This is a genomic window from Candidatus Sulfidibacterium hydrothermale (assembly GCF_020149915.1).
GTDB classification, from domain to species: Bacteria; Bacteroidota; Bacteroidia; order Bacteroidales; family F082; genus Sulfidibacterium; species Sulfidibacterium hydrothermale.
Map to the genome: position 1 here is coordinate 846,927 of NZ_CP083760.1, position 13,016 is coordinate 859,942.

9 protein-coding genes are annotated in these 13,016 nt (G+C 44.8%); 3 read left to right on the top strand and 6 right to left on the bottom strand.

Annotated features, from left to right (window positions below):
* Positions 1 to 182 precede the first annotated feature (182 nt).
* The 5 genes from trpD to LA303_RS03325 form a co-directional block, all read right to left on the bottom strand.
* Positions 183 to 1,184 (bottom strand): anthranilate phosphoribosyltransferase, encoded by a 1,002-nt coding sequence (gene trpD, locus LA303_RS03305; protein ID WP_240526512.1) that lies wholly within the window; start codon positions 1,182 to 1,184, stop codon positions 183 to 185.
* A 4-nt stretch (positions 1,185 to 1,188) separates the two neighbouring features.
* On the bottom strand, positions 1,189 to 1,761 hold the full coding sequence (locus LA303_RS03310) for an anthranilate synthase component II (RefSeq protein WP_240526513.1): 573 nt from the start codon (positions 1,759 to 1,761) through the stop codon (positions 1,189 to 1,191).
* Between the two features lie 322 nt (positions 1,762 to 2,083).
* Complete coding sequence (locus LA303_RS03315; protein WP_240526514.1) at positions 2,084 to 3,514, bottom strand: anthranilate synthase component I family protein; 1,431 nt, start codon at positions 3,512 to 3,514, stop codon at positions 2,084 to 2,086.
* Between the two features lie 500 nt (positions 3,515 to 4,014).
* The gene (locus LA303_RS03320; RefSeq protein WP_240526515.1) at positions 4,015 to 5,040 is read right to left on the bottom strand and encodes a hypothetical protein; all 1,026 of its coding nucleotides are present in this window, start codon (positions 5,038 to 5,040) and stop codon (positions 4,015 to 4,017) included.
* A 1,018-nt stretch (positions 5,041 to 6,058) separates the two neighbouring features.
* A complete protein-coding gene (locus LA303_RS03325) occupies positions 6,059 to 7,207 on the bottom strand; it encodes a squalene synthase (RefSeq protein WP_240526516.1) in 1,149 nt (382 codons plus the stop codon).
* Positions 7,208 to 7,406: 199 nt separating this feature from the next.
* Here LA303_RS03325 and LA303_RS03330 point away from each other — a divergent pair, with 199 nt between their 5' ends.
* The 3 genes from LA303_RS03330 (at position 7,407) to LA303_RS03340 (ending at position 10,571) form a co-directional block, all read left to right on the top strand.
* Positions 7,407 to 8,645 (top strand): NAD(P)/FAD-dependent oxidoreductase, encoded by a 1,239-nt coding sequence (locus LA303_RS03330; protein ID WP_240526517.1) that lies wholly within the window; start codon positions 7,407 to 7,409, stop codon positions 8,643 to 8,645.
* Between the two features lie 175 nt (positions 8,646 to 8,820).
* Positions 8,821 to 9,642: a 1,4-dihydroxy-2-naphthoyl-CoA synthase gene (gene menB, locus LA303_RS03335; protein WP_240526518.1), complete on the top strand. Its 822-nt coding sequence runs from the start codon at positions 8,821 to 8,823 to the stop codon at positions 9,640 to 9,642.
* 14 nt (positions 9,643 to 9,656) lie between these two features.
* Complete coding sequence (locus LA303_RS03340; protein WP_240526519.1) at positions 9,657 to 10,571, top strand: 1,4-dihydroxy-2-naphthoate polyprenyltransferase; 915 nt, start codon at positions 9,657 to 9,659, stop codon at positions 10,569 to 10,571.
* Between the two features lie 331 nt (positions 10,572 to 10,902).
* On the opposite strand, the gene LA303_RS03345 is transcribed toward LA303_RS03340, so the two are convergent.
* Positions 10,903 to 12,915, bottom strand: a complete 2,013-nt coding sequence (locus LA303_RS03345) for a urocanate hydratase (RefSeq protein ID WP_240526520.1) — start codon at positions 12,913 to 12,915, stop codon at positions 10,903 to 10,905.
* Positions 12,916 to 13,016: the final 101 nt, after the last annotated feature.

Sequence of the window (13,016 nt, forward strand, 5' to 3'; positions counted from 1 at the left end):
ATAAAAACGTTTTAAAATTTTGGCAAATTGTTATTCTGAGCAACGCGAAGAATCTCAATGAATTGAATAATGATTTTTTATAGATTCTTCACTTCGTTCAGAATGATACAAACAGTAGTCTTGGATATAGGATTTACCATTGTAATACATTTGTTTTTAAGCTTTATTTCTTGTTTCTCTGATTATTCCTGTTGCGAAAGTTCAACAGCTTTTTTCAATGATGCGTAAGCTTTTCCCGATTGCAGAGAGACGCGGGCCGTTTCCACACACTCGGCCAGCGGCTTGTTTTCAAAAACCTGAATGGCAACAGCAGCATTGGCTACTACCACATTGGTTTGTGCCGGCGTTCCTTCGTTTTGCAGGATGGCCGTAAAAAGCCGGGCGGCTTCCTGCACTGTCTTCCCGCCGGTGATCTCTTCCGGTTTTACCGCCTGCAGACCAAAATCGGCAGGTGTCAAAACCTTTTCCCCGTCAGGACGGTAGCTTTTCACTTTCCCCGTAAGGGAAATCTCATCATACCCGTCCAGGCTGTGGATAATGGCGAAACGGGTACTGCTTTCTTTCTGGAAAAGATAGTTGTAAAGCCGTGCCACTTCCAGGCTGTAAACGCCCGTCATCTGGTTTTGTGGAAACGACGGGTTGACCAGCGGGCCGAGCATGTTGAAGAACGTTTTTACCCCCAGCTCGCGGCGGATCGGCGCCACATTTTTCATGGCCGGGTGAAACAACGGGGCATGCATCATGCAGAAGTTCGAAACTTCCAGTTGCCGTTTGAGTTTGCCTTCGTCGTTGGTGAAAACGTAGCCGAGATATTCCATCACGTTGGACGAACCACACGACGACGAAACGCCATAGTTGCCGTGTTTGGCCACCTTATAGCCGGCACCGGCCACCACAAAAGCGGCCAGTGTGGAAATATTGAATGTGTCTTTGCCGTCGCCGCCGGTGCCGCACACGTCGATGGTCTCAAAATCAGATAAATTAACTTTCAGGCACAGATCGAGCAGCGCCGTACGAAAACCTTTCAGCTCTTCCACCGAAATGGGGCGCATCAGATAAACGGTAAGAAAAGCCGCCATCTGCGACGGATTGTATTTTCCTTTTCCCATGCCGGTGAGCACATCGTAAGCGTCTTGCTCGCTGAGCTGCTGATGGTCGAAAAGACGATTCAGTATATTTTTCATTTTTTTACAGATTTAAAAAATTGTCAATCATTTGTTTGCCTTGGGGTGTCAGGATGGATTCCGGATGAAACTGCAGGCCGAAAACCGGATGTTCGCGATGGCGGACCGACATGATACGGCCTTCGCTGTCGCGGGATGTGATGAGCAGTTCCGGCGGGAAACCGTTTTCGCTCACCACCCAGCTGTGGTAACGGCCGGCTGTGAATTTCTGTGGAATGCCTTCAAAAACGGGGTCGTCTTTGTCTTGTCTGAAAACCGGTGTGGCCACCCCGTGGTAAACCTGCGACAGGTTTGTCAGCCGGCCGCCGAGAACTTCGGCAATAGCCTGCATGCCAAGACAAACACCGAAAATTTTCTTTTCGGAAACATATCGCTCAATCACTTTTTCCATGATGCCGGCATCGGCAGGCAGTCCCGGGCCGGGCGACAGGATGATGTAGTCGTAACGGCCGGCCTGTTCTACGGTTATCCGGTCGTTCCGGTGCACATCCACGTCACATCCGCCATGCTCGCGGACAAAATGCACCAGGTTGTAAGTGAACGAATCGTAATTATCAAGTACCAGGACTTTCTTCATTTATTTGTATTTTATTGATTTGTTGTGATTTATTATATGTATTCTTCCATCCATCCAATTTTCTTTCCCTTCTAATCGTTCTACCATCTCACCTTCCAACCTTTCTTACCCTTTAAACCCATCAACCATCTCATTCTTCAGCCTTTCTCACTTCTAACCCTTTTACCCTTTCACCTTTTAACCTTCATCCATCCAATCTTCCCACCCTTCCACCATTCATCTTTTCTCACCTTTCAATCTTCCTACCTTCTAACCTTTCTTACCCTTTAACCCCTCAACCATCTCACCCTCTCACCTTATCACCCCTTCACCTTCCACCCCTTCAACCTTTCTTCCCCGTCAACTTTTCCGCTTTTTCCAGCGCCGACAGCAGAGCGCCCAGTTTGTTGTTGATTTCCTGCAACTCGTTTTCTTCCACCGACGAAACCACCACCCCGGCGCCCGCCTGAAAATAAAGCCGGTTGTTTTTGCTTAGGAAACTGCGGATGGTTATGGCATGGTTCAGCGAACCGTCAAAGCCGAAAATACCGATGGCCCCGCCGTAAAAACCGCGACTTTGGTTTTCGTAGCGGTCAATCAGTTCCATGGCTTTGTATTTGGGTGCCCCCGAAAGGGTTCCGGCCGGAAAAGTATCGGCAAACAATTGCAGTGCATCGGCATTTTCATCCAGCTCGGCCGTTACTTCCGAAACGAGATGAATCACATGGCTGTAGTACTGCACTTCTTTAAACGTTTTCACTTCCACCTTTCCGCCGTGGCGGCTCAAATCGTTGCGGGCCAAATCAACCAGCATGGTGTGCTCGGCATTTTCTTTCGGGTCGGCCGAAAGTTGTTCAGCCAGTTGCTTATCCTTTTCATCGTTTCCGCTGCGGCGGAATGTTCCTGCAATGGGATTAATGACCGCCTGCCTGCCGTTCACTTTCAGTTGCGCTTCGGGTGAAGAGCCAAAAAGTTTAAAGCTGCCGTAGTCAAAATAAAAAAGATAAGGTGACGGGTTCACCGAGCGCAGCGTACGGTAAACGTTAAATTCGTCGCCCGTAAAACCCTGCGAAAACTGTCGCGACAGCACAATCTGAAACACATCGCCCCGCTGGCAATGTTCTTTGCCCTTTTTCACCATTTCCATAAACTGGCTGTCGGTCAGGTTGGAAGTTTTTTCGCCTGCCAGCCTAAATCCGTAACCCGGAAACTTGCTGATATGCAGCAGGCTTTCCATCTTTTCCATTTGCGATACTTCGCCGTCAAAACGGTTTTCGATGAGCAGCAGTTCGTTTTTAAAATGGTCAAAACGCAGCACAAACCGGAATGCTGTGTAATGCATCACCGGAATGTGCTGTTCCGCTTTTTGCGGGGCCTGCAGCGTAATGGTTTCAAAATACTGCACGGCGTCGTAAGCCGTATAGCCGAAAAATCCGTTGGCGCCGGCCGTCTCTTTTGCGCTGTCTTCTTCCTGCAAAAGGCGGAATTTTCCTGTAAACTGCTGTAGTACAGGAATCAGTTCCTGTTTTTTCGAAAGATGTACCGTTTCCGTTTGGTCGCCCACGGTTTCGGTAACCGTGTCGTTTTCCAGTACAAACGAAGCCAGCGGGTCGATGCACACAAATGAGTAGTTGTTGTCATTGCCGTGATAATCCGAACTTTCCAGCAAAAAAGCCTGATAAAACCGGTCGCGCAGGTTCAGGTAAAGCCCCACCGGCGTCAGTGTGTCGGCCAGCAATTTTTTGGTTTTTACGTGTATGTTTACTGTTTCCATATTGAAATGTGATTAAAAAAAAACGGCCTGTCGTGATTCGACAGGCCGTTTAAATATTTTATACAAGCGCTTCTCTTCACGTCAGTTTCGGACGAAAAGAAGCCACCACCAATTGTTATTCAAATTCATTTTGTTCATGGCGACAAATGTAGAAATAAAAAATTGAAAAAAACAAGCGGATAAAAAAATTTTTTTTGGGCGGACCCGGCGCACGGGGCTTTCACGGGCTGGTTGCTCATAGTCCTCGTTCCGGCGCCGCGTCGGCTAAGCGTTTGCGGGGGCTTCTGGTGTCGCCCCGCCTCCGCAAGCCTTCCGTCGTCCCCGGCTCTGCGGGCTATCTGCACCATCCCTGCCGCAGGAAAACTTTACATAATTACTCTGTTTTTATAGGCTTGTTTTGATTGTAGAAAAAACCGATTAAGTAAGAAAGCAAGCAGAAAAAAGTAAATTTTAAGACAGAATGCTTATTCTGAACCGCTTTGATTTATTAAAAGATAAATTTATTGCCCTTTTTGTTGGATGTAAAATTTCCTTTGAACCTGAGGATTAAATTCTTTAATAAGAATGTAAGGTGTTTTTTTGCCTTTTGGTGTCAGGGCTAATGTCAGCTTGATTTTAAAATGATCTTCTAAAGGCAGTGGCCGTACATCTTTGTATCTGTATTCCATTGTTGAGGTTCCCAGGTATGTTAAAAGATTGTTCCGGCTATCGATTAAAGTTCCGCTGACGCTGGTAGAATAGCGGGAAGTAGTCATGACAATTTGTTTGGAGATTTTTATTTTAGAACAGGCTTCCCGAACCGCAGGATTAATAATGACTTTAAAAGAGTTCGTGTCAATTTCTATTTTGTTATCGATAAGATATTCATTTCCGTCTTTTTGAAAAGTTTGGGTGTATTTAATCGTTGGTGTTTTATCAATGTAAAATACACCAAGCAGTTGATTGTAATTAGGCGTTAAAACATACTGGTCGGCAGCCAATTCTGATTTTTTAACACCGGGAAGTAATAATACTGCATGTGGACCGGAAAAGGATTCGGTAATATCGCTTTTACTTTCTATTTTGGCCTTAATGTCCAAATTGATTTTCCCCGGGCTATTGGTACTGGTGTATATTAAACCGTTTGTGAATACGTTAAGTAAAAAATTTGATGGTTTAATGGATTTATAAGCCAGGTCTAAAGCATTCCTGATCTGGGATTTTACTAAAGGATTGGTTTGCTGGTTTATGTAAGAGGAAACCCATCTGTCCGTTTCTTGCAATGAGAATAAATGAAGATGTCCGGATCTGTTTGTGTTAAAGTTTTTTATAAAGCCTTCGGGTGCTGTTGAAACATCGTCAGAAGCGGGTAAAGCAAAAAAGCCTCCGGCGTTATCCATTAAATTTTCCTTTAATGCAACATGGTATTGATTTGTAATGATACAATTTATGGCAAACTTAATGTCTGCAAACGTCTCGTTTTTTAATGTTGGATCATAAGAGAATTCGATATCAGAATAGTACCAACTATAAGGAGCAACACCCATAAGTAGATTATCGTCTATGTTGTAGATTGATGGAGACGAAAATTTGGTTGAAAAAGGCTCGGGAACGGTTCGGTTCAGGTTAAAAGCAGCCGTTTTATAGCCTTTGTCTGTTTCCAGCTTAAAATTCCATGTAAAACTGGTATATGTATTTTCATTATTTGTTATGTACATGAATACACGGGCAATACCGGTAAATTTATTGTACAAAACAAAAAAAGGATTTGCATCGGCATAAGGAAAATCGTTGTATAACAATACCCAGCCATCTGCTTTATGCATGTCATTTACTATTTGCATTGGAATCCCGACTGAATTTGCTCCTGATACCCAGGGAAGCAGGATATTGTCTCCTTTAAACGGAATGAAGCTTGTGTTTTCCCAGTCCCACGTTGAGTCTGATGACAAATACATGCTTTGTCCATTGGTAGGTGAAGCCGGATAAATTGTGGATGAAAATTTTTGGCCCGAAGGTTCTATGTTATTTTTACTGCAACTTACCAGGAAAAAAGTAAAAATAAGAAAGAAGAAATAAAAACGCTTCATGATGTTGAAAATTAAATGGTAAAAAGAATAAAGAACGTGGTTGTATTTTGGGGCTTTTCTTTTCGTTTTAAAGGTAAGTTGTTGAAATAAGTGTTTTTTGGTTGTATTGTTAGTTTGTTTTTACAAAAATAGTTAGAAAATATAAAAAAGTCAACTATTATTGATGGGTTAATAGTGATTTTAATAGATGTATATTGTGTAATAGCTTGATTGTTATTTATTTAAAATAAAAGGAAATATTTGTTCGTTCTTTATGTATGTAGCTTTTTAAATTTGAAAGAATAAAGTAATGGGCGGTGTTATTCGTGAAGAAGAAAGATTTTTTGATTGTTAATTGTTACCAAAACAAGTGCGCGATCAGAAAGGAGAGCGGCCTGTTTTGTCGTGTTTCGTTTGGAATAAAAACAGGATTGCTGTTATGAGAGCAAAAAGATGTAAAAAAAGGATAATCTGTAACCTGAATAATACCGGGTTGTCATTTTTCAGGCATCTCAATTTTCCGGTTTAGTGTTGCCGCCCATTCCGAAAGTTGTTTGTGCAAATCGGTATTTTTAGGTGTTTTTCGCAGGAAAACCCGGCTGTACTTTTTAAAATATTTCAGGGTTTCTTCCAGCGACAGATCATACAAAATCAATCGGGCGGCCAGCCCTTTACGTACTTTTACCACGCCGGTAAAGGTTTTCGGATTATTGAAAACCACGGCCAGTGTGGCAATGGCCATCACCTGCGGTATGGCGGCAAAACGGAAAACACTTTTGTTTTTTAGCAGGCGCAGATAATCCACCACATCGGGCAGGTGGGTTAATGCGTTCATCACCATTTCGTTCAGGCAGGCCAGCGATTTTGGGTCGTGCGGATTTTTGGTAAAATAGGATAAATCGTCGGCATATTTTCCCCAGATTTCTTCGGGCCAGAACGTGCGGTCTGAAAATAAATCTTCGTGGTAGTCGCGGATGATGTTGGTTTTCTGTAAAAACAACCCCATGGAGTTGGATAAATCGTGTCGCTCTTTTAAATCCGGGCTTTCCAGTCCTGATGCCGAAAAAAGATCGGATAACCCAACGCCGACCAGTCCGGCCACATAATGGCAATACAGGTCGTAATCTTTTACCGTTACCACTTTTTTCTCGGCAAAATCGGCCATGCCATTACCCATTTTTTTTGTGATTTCCACAATGACTTCCCGGTAATGGTCGTCCAGGCTTTTAAAGAAACGAACTACTTTATCATAATGTTCCAGCAGGATACGGTAATCTTCATGGTCGCCTACATTTTGCAGCGTGAAATTTTCATCTTGTGTATGGATGTGAAAACTTCTCAGCAACTTCAACTTTTCTTCCTGTGGAAATTGCATATCATCTTCGATGGTATCGAGTGCACGCAAAACCAGGTAAAAGACGCACACCGCATTTTTTAGGTCTTCCGGAAGTTGTTGTATAACAGCGGCAAAAGAGCGTGATACTTTGGTGAGTGCTGCGCAGCAAAAAGCTTGATCATCAAGCTTTGAAACCAGTTGGGCCAGGGGCTCTTTGGGGATGGTAAATTGCTGTCCTTTCAGCGTTAGCTTTAAAAGTGCCCTGACTTCCCGGGGATGCAGTGCCGACTTATAAAGTGTTGGTATCATGAACCAGGTTTTTGGCAAAACTATGAATTTTAGATTTACAAAGTCAAAAATTCGAAAAATTTAACAGGTTCAGAAATTATTCTTTTCTTTGCAGATTATTTTGAAGGCATATTGCTTGAAAAAGCCCGGTAAAAAAGGCTTTGCTCCCGAAATAAGAGCAACAAAATACGGAGTATCAGCCTTTATGAAAACCTGTGAAATGAGTGAGATGGAAAAATATGATATTCTGATTGCCGGTGCCGGTCCTGCCGGACTAACGGCAGCAGTAGAATTGAGTAAAAAATTTAAAGTACTGGTGGTGGAAAGGCGGGAGCCGGGAACGACCTCCTGTACATGGTACAGTTATGCCGACCGGGTGAAAAAACACAATATCGAAGATGCTGTTGTTGCCCGGTTTGACCGGATCCGGTTTACTTCGCCCACACAGGAACACGACATGATGGATGATGCGGTTACGCTTGACCATAACAAAGTGCTGCAATTGTGGTTGGAAAGGGCGAAAGCGAACGGGGCGGTAATCCGGCAGGAATCGTTTAAAAAATACCATTATGTAAATGATGGCGTTGAAATTACCACCAGCAAAGGAAAATATTTTGCCCGGCTATTGATCGATGCCATGGGGTCCGGTTCGCCCATAATAGCCCGTCACAGACTCATTAAACGGCACGATGCCTGGGTGATTTACGGCGGGGTTATTGAACATGAAAAACACGAAAAGCCTTATGTGTTGGAATATTATCCACTGAATGATAAGGATAATACTTATGTGGGAATTCACCCGCATTCCGATACGTTGACCAATATTTATGTTTTTCAGGGGCGATACAATACCATGGGAAATCCTGCCGAATTGAAGGAGATCTTTGAAAAAACCATTAAAGAGCTGGAACCCAACGGAAAAAAAGTTCAAAATTTAGCAGGGACCATTGTTTCCGGTTCGCTGAAAAAATATGCTCTTGACCGGATTATTTTCTTCGGCGCTTCCGGAATGCTGAACCCCGATGGCTGCGGGATGGGGTTTAACGAAATACTGAAACAATACCAGACTTTTGCCAAGGGAGTTACGACAGCCATGGAAAAAGATATGCTGGATCAGAAAACCCTGTCTAAAATAGCCGATTCGCTGCGGGATCAGGAAACCATGAATTTCCAAAAAATTATCGGCGCTTTTTCTCTTTATTTTATTAAAAGTGAAGGGAAATGGGACGGCGGCGTGAAATGGCTGAATGCCATGGGCGAAGACAGTAAATACTGGATGCGTAACGAGTTTACCATGGACTGGATCATGCGTGCCAACCTGCGTCTGCACAGAGTGATTCCTATCAAGGAAACCATTAGTATGATCCCGATGGATAATTTGGCTTTTGTGCTGGAACAACTGGCCCGTTTTTCGGTAAAAGCGGCTACCTCGGTAGTGAGGAATAAGATTTTGAAGTAGGGAAGCGGGAAGTCCGAAGTTGGAAGTTGGAAGCAGGAAGCAAAAGATTTGAAAAGGATATTTGTATGGATTCAGTCCCGTAAGACACTCTCCTTTTTGTTTTGAATTTATTCGGGAAAAAGCAACGGATTTTCTGAAAAAATTTACCTTACTTTTGTACGCAAAAAAATAAATTATGAGTAAAAGAAAGTGGGAAAAAATCCGTGATTTTGAAGAGATAAAGTTCGAAAAATGGAACCATATTGCTAAAATTACCATCAATCGTCCGCGGTATTACAATGCTTTTACGCCGACAACAACAACAGAAATGGCGATAGCCATGGACATTTGCCGTGAAGATATGACGATTTATACCGTGATCTTTACCGGTGAGGGGGACAAAGCTTTTTGCGCCGGTGGCGACCAAAATGTCAAAGGCAAAGGTGGTTACATTGGTAAAGACGGCATTCCGCGGTTGAATGTGCTGGATGTTCAGCGTAAAATCCGTTCCATTCCCAAACCGGTAATTGCTATGGTCAACGGTTATGCTATTGGCGGCGGCCATGTGTTGCATGTGGTCTGTGATTTGACGATTGCTTCCGAGAATGCAAAATTTGGTCAAACCGGTCCGAAAGTGGGTAGCTTTGATGCCGGCCTGGGTTCATCTTATCTTGCCAGTATCGTGGGACAGAAAAAAGCCCGCGAAATCTGGTTCCTGAACAAACAATATACGGCACAGGAAGCCCTGGAAATGGGATTGGTGAACAAAGTGGTTCCACTGGAAAAACTGGAAGATGAAACGGTAGAATGGTGCCTGACCATGCACAAACGCAGTCCTATGGCCCTGCGGATGATCAAGTTGGGATTGAATGCCGAACTGGACGGGCAGATTGGTTTACAGGAGTTTGCCGGCAACGCTACCCTGCTTTATTACATGACTGACGAAGCCCAGGAAGGGAAAAATGCTTTTCTTGAAAAGCGTGATCCTGATTTTCATAAATATCCCAAGTTTCCGTAATTTCCCCGGTGAAGATGACAACATCAACCCAAAGCGGTTTTCGTGTGTGGATGGAAGCTTTTCGTCTGCGAACGCTGCCGTTGGCTTTGTCGACAATCTTTACGGGAAGTTTTTTGGCCATAGCGGATGGCAAAGCCCGGTGGGGAGTTATTGCGCTGGCGTTGCTTACCACTTTGTTTTTACAAATTCTTTCGAACCTTGCCAATGATTATGGCGATGCACTGAAAGGCACAGACAATGCCCAACGTGTAGGGCCGGAACGTACGGTGCAAAGTGGCCGGATTTCAGCACGGCAGATGAAATCAGCCATTATTGTTTTTGCCATGCTTTCTTTTGTTTCGGGAGTAGGACTTTTGTATGTGGCACTGGGCGATCATCTGATTACCGCGTTGTTGTTTCTGGCACTCGGACTGGCAGCCATTGCGGCAGCCATAAAATATACTACCGGTACACATGCTTATGGCTACAGAGGATGGGGAGACTTGTTCGTATTTCTTTTTTTTGGTCTGGTAGCTGTACTCGGAACGTATTATCTGAACAGTTTGCAGTTTCACTGGCTGTTGTTGCTGCCCGCTTCGGCTATGGGATTATTGAGCACAGGAGTCTTGAATTTGAACAATATGCGCGATATGGATAACGATCGGGCCTCCGGCAAACATACGGTGGCTTCGCGGTTGGGTTATAAGAAAGCACGTATTTATCATGTGGTATTAATCGTGATGGCCTGGTTACTGGCTTTGGCCTATGTGATCATAAATTTCCATTCGGGCTGGAATTTTCTTTTTGTGTTGTCGTTGCCATTTTTTACTCGTGATCTGATACAGATCCTTCGCACAAAAGACAAAACCCGGCTTGATCCGTTTTTAAAACGACTGGCTCTTTCCACGCTGTTATTTTCTATTCTTTTTGGTGTGGGGATTTGTTTGTAAACAAAGAAACTTTTTTTTGCTATCACTTTTCAGGTCGAATGAGACCTGAAAAGTGATAGCAGCAGCATTTTGTTGAAAATGCGTAGGTATTATCCCACCGAAGAGTTCACGGCACAAACGTGCACAAGTATCCATGGGGTTATTGAGTTTCTTCGTTGTGTTCCGTTCTCCAGAGAGTCCTACGGACAGGAGACACTAAAAGTATTGATATAACACTGAAATCAACCATTCATCATTCCGTAATAGCTGATGGTGTTCACTTTTCCACTACAAAAAAACATCAAGGATGAATATCACGCATCCTCACATCCTCACATCCTCACATCCAAAATTAAAATAATCCGTTCACCAGCTTGTCATCGGCCAGATGGGGAAGGGTAACCCGTAAATTGGGATTTTGTTCCATGGCTCGTTTGGCGGCAAACAGAGCGCCGTTGTTACGAGCCCAACTACGGCGGGAGATTCCGTTGTTGACATCCCAGTAAAGCATGGCCTGCAGCCGGCGATGGGCGTCATCGCTGCCATCGAGAACCATCCCAAATCCGCCGTTAATGACTTCGCCCCAACCTACGCCGCCGCCGTTGTGGATAGAAACCCACGTGGCGCCACGGAAAGCATCGCCAATAACATTTTGAATGGCCATGTCTGCCGTGAATTTGGAACCGTCGTAAATGTTGGAAGTTTCGCGGAAAGGCGAGTCGGTTCCGGAAACATCGTGATGGTCACGCCCAAGCACAATGGGTGCCGAAATACGTCCGTTTTTGATGGCCTGGTTAAAGGCCGATGCAATTTTGATGCGTCCTTCAGCATCGGCATACAGAATACGGGCTTGTGAACCCACCACCAGTTTGTTTTGCTGTGCGCCCCTGATCCACTGGATATTGTCGGCCAATTGGCTTTTAATTTTCTGTGGGGCATTGGCGTGGATGGTTTCAAGTACATTGGCGGCAATTTCGTCGGTAAGGGCCAAATCTTCCGGCTTGCCGGAAGTACAAACCCAACGAAACGGGCCAAATCCATAATCAAAAAACAGGGGCCCCATAATATCTTGAACATAAGATGGGTAACGGAAATTGATACCGTCTTTGGCCATGATGTCGGCGCCGGCACGCGAAGCTTCCAGCAAAAAAGCATTGCCATAATCAAAGAAATACATTCCCTTTGCTGTCAATTGATTGATGGCAGCTACCTGGCGGCGCAACGATGCCCGTACTTTTTCTTTAAAAGCTTCCGGATCTTCGGCCATCAGCCGGTTCGATTCTTCAAAGCTTAATCCGGCAGGATAATATCCGCCTGACCACGGGTTGTGTAATGAAGTTTGATCAGAACCAAGATCTACCCGGATATCCTCTTCAACCAGTCTTTCCCACAAGTCCACAATATTTCCTTCATAAGCCAGCGAAACGACTTCTTTTCCAGCTTTGGCTTTGCGGATGCGCGGAATCAGTTCGTCGAGGTTGGTGTAAATTTCGTCCACCCAACCCTGTTCGTGTCGTTTTTGTGCTGCTTTGGGGTTCACTTCGGCAACTACGGAAATTACTCCGGCAATGTCGCCGGCTTTGGGCTGAGCGCCCGACATGCCACCCAGTCCGGAAGAAACAAAAAGTTTTCCGGCAAAGGGGTCTTCGCCATTTTTGGCTGTTTTGCGGGCAGCGTTCATTACGGTAATGGTGGTGCCGTGCACAATGCCCTGTGGACCGATGTACATGTAAGAGCCGGCGGTCATTTGTCCGTACTGGCTTACGCCCAGTGCATTAAAACGTTCCCAGTCGTCCTGTGACGAGTAGTTGGGAATGACCATGCCGTTGGTGACCACTACCCGCGGAGCGTCTTTGTGCGACGGAAACAGTCCCATAGGATGGCCTGAATACATCACCAGGGTTTGTTCGTCGGTCATGGTGGCGAGATACTGCATGGTGAGCAGATATTGTGCCCAGTTCATAAAAACGGATCCGTTGCCACCATAAGTGATCAACTCATGCGGGTGCTGTGCCACTGCCGGGTCCAGGTTGTTTTGGATCATCAGCATAATGGCTGCAGCCTGCCGGCTTTTGTGCGGATATTCGTCGATAGGCCGGGCGTACATGTCGTAATCCGGACGGAAACGGTACATATAAATCCGGCCGTATTTTTTCAGCTCATCGGCAAATTCCGGTGCCAGGGTTTTATGAAATTCTTTTGGAAAATAGCGCAGCGCATTTTTCAACGCCAGCTTTTTTTCTTCCGTAGTAAGGATGTCTTTGCGGACAGGAGCATGATTGATATCGGGATCATACGGTTTAGGGTCGGGTAATTTTTCGGGAATCCCCTGTAAAATAGCCGACTGAAATTCCTTTATGTTCATGGTATTTTGTTTTTCGGCAAATTTACAAAAAAGTGACCGGTAACGGTTTGGTTATGGCCAATGCATGCTCTTTTTTGGGGCGGCCGTCGCACAGGCTTTCA